The organism is Rhizobium sp. WSM1274, assembly GCF_025200775.1.
Lineage (GTDB): Bacteria > Pseudomonadota > Alphaproteobacteria > Rhizobiales > Rhizobiaceae > Rhizobium > Rhizobium leguminosarum_I.
Genome location: NZ_CP104139.1, coordinates 506,681 through 521,987 on the forward strand (window position 1 = coordinate 506,681; position 15,307 = coordinate 521,987).

The 15,307-nt window shown below is 58.4% G+C and carries 14 protein-coding genes and 2 pseudogenes; 11 read left to right on the top strand and 5 right to left on the bottom strand.

The window, feature by feature from the left end:
• Positions 1–45: 45 nt before the first annotated feature.
• The 4 genes from N2600_RS26490 to N2600_RS26505 all read right to left on the bottom strand — a co-directional run bounded on the left by N2600_RS26490 (position 46) and on the right by N2600_RS26505 (position 2,789).
• Positions 46–735 carry a type 1 glutamine amidotransferase domain-containing protein gene (locus N2600_RS26490; protein ID WP_260299396.1) on the bottom strand — a complete coding sequence of 230 codons (690 nt, stop codon included), beginning with the start codon at positions 733–735 and terminating at the stop codon, positions 46–48.
• A gap of 13 nt (positions 736–748) precedes the next feature.
• Positions 749–1,798: an NAD(P)-dependent alcohol dehydrogenase gene (locus N2600_RS26495; protein ID WP_260299397.1), complete on the bottom strand. Its 1,050-nt coding sequence runs from the start codon at positions 1,796–1,798 to the stop codon at positions 749–751.
• Between the two features lie 83 nt (positions 1,799–1,881).
• A complete protein-coding gene (locus N2600_RS26500) occupies positions 1,882–2,181 on the bottom strand; it encodes a superoxide dismutase (RefSeq protein ID WP_260299398.1) in 300 nt (99 codons plus the stop codon).
• A 20-nt stretch (positions 2,182–2,201) separates the two neighbouring features.
• The gene (locus N2600_RS26505) at positions 2,202–2,789 is read right to left on the bottom strand and encodes a flavodoxin family protein (RefSeq protein WP_260299399.1); all 588 of its coding nucleotides are present in this window, start codon (positions 2,787–2,789) and stop codon (positions 2,202–2,204) included.
• Positions 2,790–2,951: 162 nt separating this feature from the next.
• On the opposite strand from N2600_RS26505, the gene N2600_RS26510 reads away from it, so the two are divergent.
• From N2600_RS26510 to N2600_RS26560, 11 genes and pseudogenes are all read left to right on the top strand, one after another.
• Complete coding sequence (locus tag N2600_RS26510; protein ID WP_260299400.1) at positions 2,952–3,875, top strand: LysR family transcriptional regulator; 924 nt, start codon at positions 2,952–2,954, stop codon at positions 3,873–3,875.
• A 340-nt stretch (positions 3,876–4,215) separates the two neighbouring features.
• Positions 4,216–4,956 (top strand): SDR family oxidoreductase, encoded by a 741-nt coding sequence (locus N2600_RS26515; protein WP_260299401.1) that lies wholly within the window; start codon positions 4,216–4,218, stop codon positions 4,954–4,956.
• 105 nt (positions 4,957–5,061) lie between these two features.
• The gene (locus N2600_RS26520) at positions 5,062–5,904 is read left to right on the top strand and encodes an NmrA family NAD(P)-binding protein (protein WP_260299402.1); all 843 of its coding nucleotides are present in this window, start codon (positions 5,062–5,064) and stop codon (positions 5,902–5,904) included.
• 296 nt (positions 5,905–6,200) lie between these two features.
• Positions 6,201–7,083, top strand: a pseudogene (locus tag N2600_RS26525) (NADP-dependent oxidoreductase).
• Between the two features lie 143 nt (positions 7,084–7,226).
• Positions 7,227–7,596: pseudogene (locus N2600_RS26530) on the top strand (antibiotic biosynthesis monooxygenase family protein).
• 310 nt (positions 7,597–7,906) lie between these two features.
• Entirely contained in the window at positions 7,907–8,839 is a 933-nt protein-coding gene (locus N2600_RS26535; RefSeq protein ID WP_260299403.1) for an NAD(P)-dependent alcohol dehydrogenase, read from the top strand.
• A 2-nt stretch (positions 8,840–8,841) separates the two neighbouring features.
• The gene (locus N2600_RS26540; RefSeq protein WP_260299404.1) at positions 8,842–9,543 is read left to right on the top strand and encodes a helix-turn-helix transcriptional regulator; all 702 of its coding nucleotides are present in this window, start codon (positions 8,842–8,844) and stop codon (positions 9,541–9,543) included.
• Positions 9,544–10,003: 460 nt separating this feature from the next.
• On the top strand, positions 10,004–10,858 hold the full coding sequence (locus N2600_RS26545; protein ID WP_130809962.1) for an ABC transporter ATP-binding protein: 855 nt from the start codon (positions 10,004–10,006) through the stop codon (positions 10,856–10,858).
• Positions 10,855–11,733 carry an ABC transporter permease gene (locus tag N2600_RS26550; RefSeq protein ID WP_130809961.1) on the top strand — a complete coding sequence of 293 codons (879 nt, stop codon included), beginning with the start codon at positions 10,855–10,857 and terminating at the stop codon, positions 11,731–11,733. The genes N2600_RS26545 and N2600_RS26550 overlap by 4 nt, the downstream gene beginning before the upstream one ends.
• A gap of 40 nt (positions 11,734–11,773) precedes the next feature.
• Positions 11,774–12,859: an ABC transporter substrate-binding protein gene (locus tag N2600_RS26555; protein WP_260299405.1), complete on the top strand. Its 1,086-nt coding sequence runs from the start codon at positions 11,774–11,776 to the stop codon at positions 12,857–12,859.
• Between the two features lie 105 nt (positions 12,860–12,964).
• Positions 12,965–13,921, top strand: a complete 957-nt coding sequence (locus tag N2600_RS26560; protein WP_260299406.1) for an alpha/beta fold hydrolase — start codon at positions 12,965–12,967, stop codon at positions 13,919–13,921.
• A gap of 343 nt (positions 13,922–14,264) precedes the next feature.
• Here the strand turns inward: N2600_RS26560 and N2600_RS26565 are convergent, their stop codons facing one another.
• On the bottom strand, positions 14,265–15,287 hold the full coding sequence (locus N2600_RS26565) for a LacI family DNA-binding transcriptional regulator (protein ID WP_260299407.1): 1,023 nt from the start codon (positions 15,285–15,287) through the stop codon (positions 14,265–14,267).
• Positions 15,288–15,307: the final 20 nt, after the last annotated feature.

Below are 15,307 nucleotides of genomic sequence, written 5' to 3' on the forward strand. Positions count from 1 at the left end.
CGATGCGTGAGCAATGTCGCCCCAACTATATGAGAACTCGGCCGATCAGCTTACGGCTGTGAGCTTATCGACGATTGCTTTGCCAACCCCATGTGCCGATGCTGGACTTTGGCCTGTGATCAGGCGGCCATCGGTGACGACGTTCTCAGACCAATTGGGTGCGGCCCGATGCAGCGCACCGCGTTCCTTGAGAGTGGTCGCGAGGAGATAAGGCACCACCTTCGTGTACTTGACCTCGGCTTCCTCGTCGTCGGTGAAGGCAGCAAGCTTCTTGCCGGCCACGAGATAGCTGCCGTCGGACAGTGTCGCGTTCACTAGCGCGGCCGGGCCGTGGCAGACCGCCGAGACGATGCCGCCGGCCTCCCAGATCTTGCGGATGACGTTCTGCACCGCTTCGCTGTCGGCGAAGTCCCACATCGTGCCGTGGCCGCCGGCGAAGAACACCGCCGAATAACGCGACGGATCGAGATCCTTCAGAATCAACGAGTCCGCCAGCGCGCTGCGGAAGTCCTGGTCCTTCCAGTAATGGGCGTTGGCCGCATCGGACAGATCGAAGAAGTCGATCGGCGGGTGACCGCCGCGGATCGAGGCAATCTCATAAGGAATCCCCGCCTTGTCAAAGACGTCGAGCGGATGGGTCAGTTCGACCATCGCGAAGCCGGTCGGCTCGCCGCTGTCGCCGCGGATCGGGTGGCTGGTCACCACACACAGGATAGGCTTGATCGTGAATGTCATGGATTCGGATTCCTCAGGATTTAAGCGAGGCCATGTCGATGACGAAGCGATACTTCACATCACTCTTCAACATGCGCTCGTAGGCTTCATTGATCTTCTGGATGGGAATGATCTCTATGTCCGACACGATGCTGTGCGCTCCGCAGAAATCCAGCATCTGCTGGGTTTCTGGCACACCGCCGATGAAGGAGCCCGAGATCGCCCGGCGGCCGCGCACGACACCCCCAGCATTTACCGGCGTACCGAGCGGACCGAGGTAGCCGACCAGGACAAGTACGCCTTCCAGCGCCAAGGTTGGCATGTAAGGATTGACGTCGTGATCATAGGGAACAGTGTCGATGATGACGTCGAAGCGGCCGGCAACGGCTTTCATCTGCTCCGCATCGCTCGACAACACGACATGGTCCGCGCCGAGGCGGAAGGCGTCTTCTTCCTTGCCGGCCGAGCGTGTGAACAGGGTGACATCGGCGCCAAGAGCTTTGGCGAGCTTCAGGGCCATGTGACCGAGCCCGCCCAGGCCGATCACCGCGACTTTGCTATCCTTGCCGACGTTCCAGCGGTGCAGCGGCGACCAGGTGGTGATGCCTGCGCACAACAGCGGAGCGGCGCCCGCCGGATCGAGCCCGTCTGGCAACGACAACACGAATTTGTCGCGCACGACGATGGACTCCGTATAGCCGCCATAGGTAGTACTGCCATCCTGCCGGTCGCTGCCGTTATAGGTAAAGGTCGGCCCCTCGACACAGTCCTGCTCCCAGCCCTTGAGGCAGGGCTTGCAGTGTTGGCAGGAATCGACCATGCAGCCGACCCCGACCATGTCTCCCGCCTTGAAGCGCGACACGCTAGTTCCAACCTCACGCACCCGGCCGATGATCTCGTGGCCCGGCACGATCGGGTAGGTTGTGAAGCCAAAGTGGTTACGAGCCAGATGGACGTCCGTATGGCAGACGCCGCAATAGAGTATGTCGATGACGACGTCATCCGGCCGTGGCGCGCGCCGTTCGAAGGCGAAACGTTCTAGTGGGCCAGTGGCCGATTGAGCGGCAAAGCCTAGTGCGTTCATGGTGGTTCTCCGTTCATGTCTGCTCCGCAGGCGTGATTGCCCAGGTCATGCCAAGACAGCGTGACCTGGGCTGCGAGCTGGAATCAGACGTTGCCGGGTGCAAAAAGGTCTTCCCAGTTTGCAAACGGGCCGAGCGGGATGACTTCCCAGTCGATGAGGCCGGCCTTGGCAAGCGGGAAGTCGGCAAGCGACGCCTTGGCTGCCTCAACGGACTCAGCTTCCGCGATGATGGCCACGCCTGGGCGGTCTTGTCGGAAATAGATGTCGCGGATGACGCCATCCTTGTACATCTTCCAGGAGTGCCGGACTTCATCCAACATGTGCGGCTGGTACTTCTCGAGGCTGGCGCCGGGCTGCGGAATATCAAGGCAAAGCAGTTTCATCTCAAGGATCCTTTTGTGTGTTATGCGGATTGGGTGGGTGCAAATCTCCGCGTGATCTCGGCCACGCGGCGGCCAAGATAGCGCGCGGTCCGAAGGTCGCACTCTGGCGGCGCCACATCCGGTGCCTGGTCAATGTTGGCGTGGGTCATCACACCGAGCCAGCTCCCAAGTCGATTGAGGTCGTCCCGGCTCGATGTGCTGCTGTTGTTTCCTGGCATCAGGTCGAGACCGACCCAGATCATGCCGTGCTGGGCGGCGAACAGCGCCATGGAGACAAGCGAATTCAGCTTGTCTCCATGCTGCGCGCCCGAATTGGTGAAGCCGGCGCTGATCTTGTTACGCCATTTGAGCTCAGTCCAGGCGGCCTTCGTGGACTCCTCGAAGAACTGCTTGAGCCGGGCGCTGATCATCCCATTGTAAGTCGGGGAGCCGAAGATGATCGCATCGCTCTTCTCGAGAGCTTCCCAGTCGATCGGCCGATCGGCGACGGGGATCAGCTCTACCTGAACATTGTCCACGTCGTCCACGTCTCTGGCACCTTCGGCGACTGCCTGGGCAACACGCGCCGTGTGTCCGTATCCGCTGTCAAATACGATCGAAACCAGCAATTGTCCGTCCTTCTTGATGATGAATGCCCGTGCTCTGGCGCGATCACCGATCTTGGGCGGTTCAAAACTTGTTTACCGGTTGGTTCTATCGTAGAATTTGTGTCAGCAGTGGCGATAGTTTTTCCGTTGCATGCTTCCTCATATTCTACATCAGAGGCAGAAATGGTTGGTTCAAAGTCGGTTCGCGACAGATTTGACGGTATCGAAGTATTCGTCGAGGCCGTCGAGGCAGGCGGATTCGCCAAGGCGGCAGACCGGCTGTCGCTGACACGCTCGGCGGTCGGCAAGTCGATAGCGCGACTGGAGGAACGGCTCGGCGTCCGCCTTTTTCAACGGACGACCAAAATGCAGTGCCTCACCGAAGACGGTCAGCAATATTATGAGCGGTGTCTGCGCGCTATTGAAGAACTACGTGCAGGAGAAGCGATGCTGGAGACCGGCCGTCAGGAAGTCGCCGGTCGACTCAGGGTGTCGGCTTCGGTCCTATTCGGGCGCTATTGCGTCGCCCCCATCTTGCGATCCTATGCTCGTCAACATCCCCGACTTGAACTCGAACTGAGTTTCAGCGACCGCCAGATTGACTTGATCGCCGATGGCTTTGATTTGGCGATACGCAACGGTGCGCTGGGTCATTCATCAGCCTTACGCGGACGCCGGTTGGGCAGCCAGCGCAAAGTCCTGTGTGCGTCGCCAAGCTATATTGCGACAAGAGGCGAGCCTCGTTCGATCGAGGACCTTACCAATCACGACCTGCTGGTCTACTGGAGAGGCGATCATGGGTTGGCTTGGCAATTACCCGACCAAACGGGCATACTCACAGACGTTGCGGTAACGGCGCGGCTGCGTGTCGACGATCTCGAGGTGATAGCGGACGCGGCCGTCGAAGGCATGGGCCTTTGCTGGCTGCCTTACTGGCTTCTTCGCGATCGGATAGGGCAGGGTGAGTTGGTCGAGATTTGGGCAGATCGCCCGAGCGCATCAATGGAATTCTACGCTGTATGGCCCGCAGCCCAGTATCTGCCACTTCGCTCCAGGCTGGCGATTGACGTGCTTGCCGCTGAACTACCCAAAAGCTTTGAAGGATAGGATAGGATTTTGGGCCATTGCCCAGACTCACGCCAACATCGCCATGAAGCAGGAGACGCCGAGGCGCAACTGCCGGTCTGTGTTAGTCGGTTAGCATAAGCGGCAGTTGGTAGGCGGCAAACACGACCCAATTGTACATTCTCGGAATGTCTGATAAAAAATCCTTGTCGAAAGAGTGCTGACCGGATGGTAGCCCGGTCGTCGTCTTAGTGGACGGCAACTCTTCCCCTCGGGGTATCCGCGACACCTGGACCGGCTTGCCGGTTGCAAAGGTGTGTCCGCTGATAACCCCACGTCATCGTCGGCGCACCTTCTCAATTCGTTAGAAGGAAGTACGCCTTTGAAACTTACAGGAAACACAATACTCATCACCGGCGGCGCAACGGGCATCGGCTTTGCGCTCGCGCATCGCTTTTCCGACAACGGCAACCAGGTCATTATCTGCGGCAGAAGCCAATCCGCGCTGGAGAAGGCGAAAGCCGAGGTGCCGGCAATAGTGACGCGCGTTTGCGATGTAGCCGACACAGATAGCCGCCGCGCGATGGTCGAATGGCTGAAAGCCGAATACCCGACCCTGAATGTCGTCATAAATAATGCAGGTGTTCAGGTGCGGCGTGACTTCACTGCCGATCCGGAGATCGGCACGCTCGACCAGGAAGTTGCGATTAATCTCACCGCCCCCATCCATCTGATCGCAGAGCTATTACCCACACTGAGACAGCAGGAGCAGGCGTGCATCATCAACGTCAGCTCTGGTCTGGCCTTCTCGCCGATGGCGGATGTTCCTGTCTACTGCGCAACAAAAGCCGCGGTACATTCCTTCACGCTCAGCCTGCGTCACCAATTAAAATCGACAGGCATCCGGGTGGTGGAAGTCGCACCACCGATTGTCGACACCGGGCTCGGTGGCAAGACCCGCAGTGGAGGCACAGCCAATCAAATGATGGTGACCCCTGAAGACTTCGCCACCGAGGCGCTTTCACAGCTCGAAGCGGATAAGGACGAAGTCTTGGTCGGTGTTTCCGCCAAGACACGCGAGCTAGGCGAAGCCATGTTCGAGCGCATGAACAGCCGCGCCTAAGGTATTGCGGATTGCTGCGATCGTCGCGGCAATCGTCTCTGCGTTTCGAGCTGCACCGGCTCGGAAGATAGTTCCGCCGAACAGTCAGATCAGGAGAACGATTTCATGAAAATATTGGTCGTGGGTGCCGTGGGCGAAACCGCCGGTCTCGTTGTCCCGGCACTCGTCGAGCGCGGCGTCGTTGTGCGTGGCCTTGTCCGCCACCCCAAACAGGTCCAGCTCGCAAAAGGCCGCGGCGCTAGCGAAGTGGTCGTGGGAGACCTTGCTGACCCTGAAAGCCTCGACGCCGCCTTGGCGGATGGCGTCGAGGGCGTGTTCCACATCGGTCCCGTCTTCGCGCCGAACGAAGCGCAACTCGGCCTTAACATCGTGGAGGCTGCACGGCGCGCGGGCGTTCGTAAGTTCGTGTTTTCGTCGGTGATCCACCCAATCCTCGACTTGCCCAACCACGAGGCCAAAGCGCCAGTCGAAAGGGCGCTCGTCAATTCGACGCTGGACTATACGATCCTCCACCCGACCATGTTCTTTCAGAACTATGCATCGTCATGGGCCACCATACTGGAAACTGGAGTCCTCGCCGAGCCCTGGGCGCCCGAAACCCGTTTCAGTCGCGTCGACTACCGCGATGTCGCCGAGGTGGCCGCGATCGCGTTCACCGAGGCTCGGCTCGCTTATGGTACCTTTGAACTTTGTGCGCCGGGTATTCACTCCCGCCCGGACCTGGCCAGGAAGCTGAGCGAGATTTTGGGCCGCGATATCGGTGTCGGAACAGTTGACCGTAGAGAACTTTCACAAGTCCCCAGCGATATGATCAAGATGTTCGCGCATTATGACCGTGGCGGCCTGCTCGGCAGCCCGCTTGTCTTACGGTCAATTCTTGGACGCGAGCCACGCACCCTCGATGCGTATTTCAAGGAGCTCGCTGCGGCTGGTGGGCGGATGCGATGAATGACCCGCTCAAAGGTGGCTATCTGTCCTGTTCCCGAGTGAGCGAAGCTGTGACCACTCGAAATTGGCAGTTCAAACGTCGCGAAAGTATGGTGCCAGAAATTGTCACGCAGATGTGCATATTGGTTTTCGACCAGAGCGAGACTCCACAACAAGTTTGCGGGGCTCGCGACATCTCGACGCGAAGGATGCTGGCGTGCAGGTAGGCACGCGGCCGCACGGAGATTGCGCTAGTTGCGCGATCAGGTCCCAGCACCACGGGTGTCGGAGCGCCTGCTTCAAAAAAAGGAAAATATATGAAAGCCGTTAAATTCAACGAATATGGTGGCACCGAAGTCCTGCGGGTCGTTGAGGTGGAGGCGCCGCACCCGGGCCCGGTCCGCAGGCGTCAATCCGATCGACTGGAAGCTGCGGGCAGGATATGTTCGCGACTTCATGCCGCTTACCTTTCCCGCGGGCGTTGGTTCCGAAGCGGCGGGCATCGTCGATGAGGTCGGGGTTGGCGTCTCGGGCGTCGCCATTGGTGATGCTGTTTTCGGTTACGGGCAGAATACGGTGGCCGAACAGGCGGTGTTGAGGGCCTGGGCACGCATACCGGACAACATGCCGATCGAGGTGGCCGGTGGCCTACCGGTCATCGTTGAGACGGCCACGCGCATTCTTGATCACGTTAATCTTAAGGCCGGTGAGACGCTGTTGATAGCAGGTGCCGCCGGCGGAGTGGGAACCGCCGCCATCCAGCTTGCGCGCCACCGTGGCGCCATTGTGATCGGTACGGCGAGCGAGCCGAAGCATGATTACATCGGCGAGCTAGGCGCTATCCCGACGACCTACGAACCCGGGCTGGCCGCGCGGATACGCGAATTGGCGCCTCAGGGCGTGGACGCGGCGCTCGACCTTGCTGGCGCCGGCGTCATCCCGGAACTCGTCGAGATTGTCGGCGATCCCGCGCGCGTCGTTTCCATTTCCGACGTCACGGCCCCGCAACATGGCGCGACCTTCTCGGGGCGATCGGCCGATCATCCCGAGCACGCCTTTGCCGAGGCGGCGCGGTTGTACGGCGAAGGAGCGCTTCATCTCCACATCGAGCAGACCTTCCCGATCGAGCAAATCGCCCTGGCACAGGAGGTTAGCGCTGCGGGGAGGGCGACCGGCAAGCTCGTCATCACAGTGGCCTGATCCGGCCTTCGGCCCGCGTGATGGTTGCAACTGTGGGCCGGAATGTTCAGTTTACTGGCCGCTTGCTGGCTACCGATCGCTCGCTACGATGGGAAAAACGACAGTTGCAACGAAAAACCCTCATCTTCCAAGGATCTAGAACCATGTCTAGTGTCGAGCCACTCGACCCGTCATTCCCGTTGACCCGCCAAATGAGCATTGACGCCGCCCGCATCGTGTTGGTCCATCTTTGCATCATGGCCGCCTGAAGATGAAGCATCGTTTATGGCCGCTTGGGCCGCTGATGCCGCCTTTATGAAGAGCCAGCCCGGCTTCATCTCGACGCAGCTTCACCGCGCGCTAGGAGACAGTCCAACCTACCTAAACTATGCGGTCTTTGAATCTGCAGCGACATGGCGCGCGGCCTTCAGGCATCCCGGTTTTCGGGAGATTACTAAGGCGCATCCGGCGTCGGCGGTCTTTCGGCCTCATCTCTTTCAGAAGGTCGCTGTAGCGAACTTGTGCACCGCATAGCGGAGAACAATCCGACGATCACGTTTTCGCGCGCTGACCAACACTTGATGCCCAATTCGAAGACCTTGCTGTGCGGACATGATCAATTCGTGTTTGAACGCTCACGAGCATGGTGACAGAAACTGTCACCATGCTCGTGTATTGTGACTTCACACAGAAATGTCCAACTCTTTTGTTCATGCCAGATAGGATTTGAAATTATGTCCAACCAGAGACCAACCAACATCTGTTCAGTCGTTTGCCCGAAGACACCGCCAGTTCGCCTGTATCGCGGCACTCCGATTTCCGATGCATGGCTTAAGGCACTCTGATGAAACGAATTCAATATAGCCGGTATGGCGGCCCGGAGCTGATGCGGGTCGAGGATTTCGAGTTGCCAGCGGTCGGGACAGGTGAGGTTGCCGTCCGGGTCAAGTTCGCGGCGATCAATCCGATCGACTGGAAGCTCCGCGCTGGCCAAATGAAGATCGTCACCGGCAGAACCTTTCCCCGCGCCATGGGAATGGATTTTTCTGGAATAGTCACTGCAAGGGGCTCGGACGTCTCCCGGTTTAAGATCGGCGATGCGGTATTCGGTCTTGCAAAGTTCAAGGAAAGCGGTGCATTCGGGCAGGCCGTCGTGACAAGAGAAACGTTCTTGGCTGTAAAGCCGGAGAACATCTCGTTCGAGGATGCTGCATGCCTCGGAACGCCGGGCGTTACGGCTTGGAACGGACTTATCGACAAGGCAAAGCTGCGGCCTGGCCAGCACGTGTTTATCAACGGCTGCGCAGGGGCGGTCGGCGAAGCGTCCGTGCAGATCGCGTTGCTGTTCGGCGCAACGGTTTCGGGAAGTTGCAGCGCACACGACATGGAGCGTGCCAGATCGCTTGGTGTAAAGACGGTCTATGACTATCGTACCACCGACCTGGCGAAGATCGCTGCTCGCTTCGACGTCGTCTACGATACGGCAGCCACACTGACAGTTTCCGTCGCGATGAATATGCTGAACAATGGAGGCGTATTCCTTGATTTGAACCCCGGACTTGGCAAGTTCGTGCGCGCAGTGTTCGATCGCCGGCTAAAGCCCATAATTGGTTCTCCTCGAGCCGAAATACTGGAAAAAGTTGGCGAAGCAGCGGGCGCAGGAAAATTTAGAATTCCGATCGGGAAAACTGTTGCCCTGGATAGCGCGATCTCACTAATTGGTGAGCTTGAGAGAGGCGGCAAACTTGGTGGCAAGGGCGTCGTGGCAATGGAGTAGAAATGGCAAGAAGTCATCGACTGTTTGACCTAATGCAAGTACTTCGCAGGCATCGCGCAACGGTGTCGGGGCAAACACTTGCCGATGAACTCGGCGTGTCTCTGCGTACGATACGCAGAGACGTGGCCACCCTGCAAGACATGGGTGCAGACATCGATGGTGAAGCCGGTGTCGGCTATATCTTGCAACCCGGCTTCTTGCTTCCACCGCTGTCCTTTACGGACGAGGAGATTCAAGCTCTGGTGATCGGCGCGCAGTGGGTAAGTCGCCAGACAGATGACTCGCTGGCGTTCGCCGTGAAGAATGCGCTGGCTAAGATCAATGCAGTTCTTCCGGCAGACATGCGATCCGCTCTCAACGAGGACATGATCTATGTCGGCCATCCGTTGAAAGGCACCGGCCCACTGGTTAGCGAAATCCGCAGGTCGCTGCGAGAGCAACGCAAGCTGCGCGTCACGCTGTCTCTCAAGCATGTCAACCTGGGAAGGGAGATCATCTGGCCCATCATGCTGGGGTTTATAGACTCAAAACGTTTTATTGCGGCTTGGTGCGAGCTGGACGAAAAGTTTCGTGTGATCGGATTGGAAGATATCGCTAGCGCAGAGGTTCTGGTCGAGCGGTATACACGCAGCCGCCGTCAGCTTGTCAAGGAATGGCGAGCGCAAGAAATCAGACCCTGTAACAGCCATGGCGACATTTGCTGACCAAACAAACGTCCGCAGTCTTTCCGGCGCAATCCCGGCGGGCATCAAGTCTTGTGAAGAAATTCATGCGGCAGAACGCGTTTTTTCTTCGGATGTCCATCGTATCGGGATCGGTCAGCCATTACGACAACACATAACGCGTCAAGGCAAATGACGACGCGAACCCGGCCGCCAGTCATTGATCGGGCAGCATGATCCTGGCCGCAAGCTCCGGCGCTCATTCGGTGCTTACACCTGCGTGAAGCCATGTTCGGAGCCTTCGTGTAGGTGGATGTGATCCCCTCAGACGTCGCTGCGCTGTCGCTCACATTACGTCAAAATCGATGACAGACCGCTCCGGCAGGAGAGCGTTGCGCTTTCACGCAAACTCTGCTTGCGCCCGTGTCCTTATTGAACTAGCATCTACGCAATCGATTGCACTGAGCATTGAGAAACTTCGTCCTGGGAGGAAACAAGGCCGATGAATGTTAAGGAGAGTAAGCTGCGCTCGCTGCAGCCGGGCACTTCACGTGCCGTTCCGGTGATCGTCTCCAAGGGGCTCACCGTGGGATACGAGCTCTTCCGTGAACGGCAGAGACTTACGGCGCTGAGCGACATCGATCTGACGATTAATCGTGGTGAGTTCATCGTACTGGTCGGGCCATCCGGCTGTGGGAAGACAACCTTTATCAACGCCATCTCGGGCTTGGTTAAACCGTGGGCGGGCAGCATCAGCGTTAATGGCCGGCAGGTAACCGGGCCGGGTCCTGACCGCGCCATGGTTTTTCAGGACTATGCGCTAATGCCGTGGCGGACAGTGGAATCGAATGTCCGCATGCCGTTCGAGTTTCAAAATCTCGGGCTTTCCCAGGAGGAGATGGACGAGCGTGTACGCCGATACATCAGTCTCGTCGATCTGACGGGTTTCGAAAAGTCCTTTCCTTATGAATTGTCGGGCGGGATGAAGCAGCGGGTCGGTATCGCTCGCGCACTGGTTTCCGAGCCGGACATTCTTCTGGCGGACGAGCCTTTTGCTGCCATCGACGCGATGACACGCGAAGCCATGCAAAGCGAGATGGAGCGTTTTGTCGCCAAGACGCAGCAGACAGTCGTTTTTATCACTCATTCGATTGACGAGGCAATCATGCTGGGCGACCGCGTCGTGGTGATCTCATATCGGCCCGGCCGAATTAAGGAAGTGGTTGACGTAAACCTTCCACGGCCGCGCTTCAACGACGACGTCAAGACACTGCCTGAATATACCAGGCTGCGCGATCACATCTGGCGGCTGGTCAAGGAAGAGGCAATACAGTCTTCTCGGGGAGGAAAGCGATGAGTGTGAGTGGAGAGGCTAAAACCGTGCTCTCAACCGATGCGCCGGATCGTATCACCAAGACGAAATGGTCGTTTCGCGAGTTGTGGAAGCGCTACGGCGCTTGGGGCATAACAGCTGTCAACCTAACCTGCTTTTTCCTCATTTGGGAAGCTTTCGTGAGGATGGGCTTTGTCAATGAGCTCTTCCTGCCCAAGGCGAGCGACATGTTCGTTGCGCTGTGGCAGGGGCTGACCACCTCAGCACCGCCGGGCGCCTCAGTGTCCGGGAGTATCCGCGATCACCTGTTCTTCACATTGGGAAATCTCGGCATCGGGCTTGTCATCGCATGCGTATTGGGCATCCCGGCGGGACTGCTCATGGGCGGTAACAAATATGTCGAGACCATCCTTAGTCCATACATCTGGGCGCTTGCCTCAGTTCCGCGGGTGGCGCTTGTACCGCTGTTCATCCTGTTGCTTGGTTTCACCGTGAAACTGCAGGTGACGATCGTCGTCCTGTCGGCGATCTTTCCCATCATCATCAATTCGTGGGCGGGAGTAAAAACGACGGACAAGTCGCTTTTGGCGGCCGCTAGGGTTTTCGGGGCAAACCGCTGGGAGCTGTATACCAAGGTCGTGCTCCCCTTTACGCTGCCGTTCATTATCGCCGGCGTCCAGCAGGGAATCGGTCGTGGGCTCGTGGGCGTCGTCATCGCCGAGATCTTTGGAGGCTCGAGCGGCCTCGGCTATTTGATCAAGCGCGCGGCCGATACGTTCAACTCGTCGCTGATGTACTCCGTCCTCTTCGTATTGGTGGTGGTCTCCCTGGGGCTTGTTCAGGCGACTCGCTGGTTGGAATCCTATGTTGCGCCATGGCGCCGGATCGACAGCCTCTGACGAGATTTTAAAACTAGAGAATGAATGGGAGGGTATGAAAATGTCAAAAATCAACGACAGCGAAATTCCGGGCGCGGTCTTGCGGCGCCGCGACGTGCTCCAGCGCGGTGGCTACAGCGCCCTCGGCGTCATGCTGGCCTTGGCCACTGGCCGCGGTGCACTTGCGCAGAGCATGGGGCCAAGCTTGGGCAATATAAAAGCCAACCTGAGCACGCTGCGCTACGGCGAGATAAGCCCGAACTATGCCGACGCTTGGCCAACGACGATCGGTACCGTGAAAGGATATTTCAAGGAGGTGGGCATAACCAATATGAAGGCCACCATGACCGAGGAATATATTGCCGGCCTGGTGAGCAACAGCCTCGACATGACCCACAGCGACACCGACAAGGCCCTGTCGGCCGCTGTCGCCAGCAATATGCCGATCAAGTTTATTGGCTGTTTCCGCCAGCGGGAGCGGTGGATTCTTGCGGCGCGCAAGGGCATCAACACACCGGCAGATCTGAAAGGTAAGAAGGTCTCTGGTGGTGCGCTCGATGGCCACAATACCTGGGTCCTGAAACAGATTCTGATCAAGATGGGTCTAGACCCCAACAAGGACGTCGAGATCGTTCCCATGACCGGCGCTTCAAACACCCGACAGATGGCCGTTATAACCGGCACTATCGACGCCGCGGTCTTGTTCCCGCGACATCGCGCCGGCGTCGAGGGTGCGGGCGGGAAATTCATCCATGACGAACTTGTTCCGGCACCATCGGAAGCAGTCATTGCACTGGAACCATGGCTTGCCGCGAACAAGGATACTGCTATTGCATGGATGGTCGCCGACATCCGCGCGAGGCAGTGGCTCTTTGATCCCGCCAACAAAGACGAAGCCTACAAGATCATGCGCAATGCCGGGTATGAGATCCCACCGGCGTTCGAGGCACAATACAAAGAAGAGCTCGACGTTATCAGCCCGGACGGAGGGTTTGACAGCGCCAAGGTTATGGACGCGTTCATCACGGAGTTGAAGGAGGCCGGGGACATCTCGGCAAAGATCAACTGGCGTGATCATATCGATCTAAAATACCTATGGGCAGCGCAAGACGCGCTCGGCTTGCCGCGGCGCCCCGCATCGCTTTAGTCAACTTGGCGCGCGGCGAACAGGCGCGCGCCAACGGACACATATTGGCCGGCCGAGTGGTAAGGTGCCGCGGCCGGCGTGACCGCCGAAAAGGAAGCCCGCTTCATGACCGATGCCTTCGTGCAAAACACCACACAGGGGTGGACTACGATTTATGATCATCCGGAAAGGGTGCAAAGTAAGTTCATTACGGTAGACGGCTATCGTACGCATTACCGCGAAACCGGTTCCGCCTCGAGCCGGCCGCTGGTGCTAGTCCACGGCGCGAACATACAGACCGGCTTGGGCAGTGACCGCTGGTTTCCAAACCTTATCCCCCTGGGCGAGCATTTCCATGTCTTCGCCATCGACGAACTGGGCGGCGGGGATACCGAAGCGCCGCGCAATATCGACGATATCGGGCACATTCGAGTGCGGGCAGACCATGTGCTCGCCTTCATTGAAGCCCTTGGCGTCGGGCCCGTTCATTTGCTAGGTCAATCTCAAGGCGCCTGGATTGCCGCCTATGTCGCCTTGCAGCGGCCCGATCTCGTCGACGAACTGATCCTGGTCGACAGCGCCAGCCTGGCTTTGCCGGCGGGTGGGATGGGCTCAAAGGGTGTCGACAACAAGTATACCGACGCTTTCGTGCCGGGCACGGCGGTCCGCAGGGGGCTTGAACCCACCCGGGACGGAATGCGCCGCTGGCTGGCCACCATGACCTACGACGCCGCAATCCTGCCAGATAACTTCCTCGATCGATGCGCCGAGCTTACTACGAAATGGATGCCGATCTGGCAGGAGCCCTGGAGCAGGTTCTGGACTGATGGGGGCAAGCGGAACATCGAGCAGTATGAGGTGGATGGCGTCCATATCAGTGAACACCTGGTCAATCTGACCAAGCAACCACTCGTCATCTGGGGCAACAACTCGGTCAAGGGCCTGGACAATGGCGTGTCGCTCTACAAGCGCATGCCCGGGGCCGAGTTCTACGTCTTTGACAAGGCAAACCATTTTCTCTGGATAGACCGGTGGCGCGATTTCAACAGTCTCGTCAAGTGGTTCCTGACCCGAAAGGACTAATCGGCGCGCTACACTATCGTGTGGATGGTACCTCGTGAAGGATGTTTAGGAAGGCGCAGTTCTGTCGCTTGAGGATCCGCGATAAACTCCCCACCGTCAGCCGGGCAACGTGCCGCCAGGAAGATCAGGCGAATATGTTGCTCGGCGGTCGGATGTCAAAGGAAGTCTGAACATTAGCGTGGCGGTACAGAGCTTTTGCGAAGTTTTACCCTTTGCCGCCTCGGGCTTGTGCACCAGTCACTTGGGGTCCGTATTTCATAAGTCCTGGACCCGCTATTCTGTAATGAAGACTGTCCTTCTTTGCAGCGGGCCGTGTGTGGCAAGATGTTGTCTGAAAGCAGATTCACTTTGGTGTCTTGGCAGTTGACTCACGAACGATCAGGGTCGGGCGCATTACGATCCTACTGCCGGGTGTCTCTTGTCCATTGATCAGAGCCACGAGTAGGCGCCCGGCCGCTTCGCCCATCTCGCGATGGCTAATCCTGATACTCGTTAGCGCGGGACTGACCATATCAACAAGCGGCATGTCGTTGTGACCGACCACCGAAACATCCTCTGGGCAGCGGCGCCCCTCCCTTTTCAGGGCTTCGTAGACACCCAAAGCCAGCAGATCGTTCGCCGCGACAATAGCAGTCGCATCCGGATTTCGCTTCAGAAGCTCCGCCGCAGCCGACGCCCCGGCTGCGCGCGTGAAGGCCGTGGACTCGACAATGGCATGGCGACCGAGGGAAAGCCCCGCAGCCTTCATCGCGGACTTGAAGCCCTTCCGTCGTAGAGATCCCGTGGATAGTGCCTTCGGACCTGCGAGATGGACAATGTGCTGATGTCCAAGGCCAATCAGATGCTCGACGGCCAGCTTCATGCCCTCGACATCGTCCGAGACAACCGACGGAGCACGGTCGCTTTCCTCGGCCCGGTTCACAAGCACGACAGGCACGCCCCGTCGAATACAGCGTTCGACAGCGTCGTCCTTCAGTGCAGCGGTGGCGAGCACCAACCCATCAACGCGACGCGCGGCAAGTGTCTCGATGATATCCACGCGGCTTTTCGCGTCGGGCGGTTGATCTGCCACGATCAGCGCATAGCCGACCTCGGCCAATGCATTCTCCAACCCCCCGATGATGGGCGAAAACACTGGATTGGCGATGTCCGGTACGATCACTCCGATCAACTTTGACCTGCCCCGGCGCAGCGTGGCGGCGGCGGCATCGGGTGTGTAGCCGAGCCGCTGCGCCGTTTCGATGACCCGTTGAACCACGTCCTTGCCAACGAGGGCTCGCTTTGCGGGGTCGAGGGCTCGTGAAACGGTGGATGGATGAACACCGAGTGCGTTCGCAACGTCCTTGATAGTGACTGCTTCGTTCATCAGGCGACAATATGCGATGG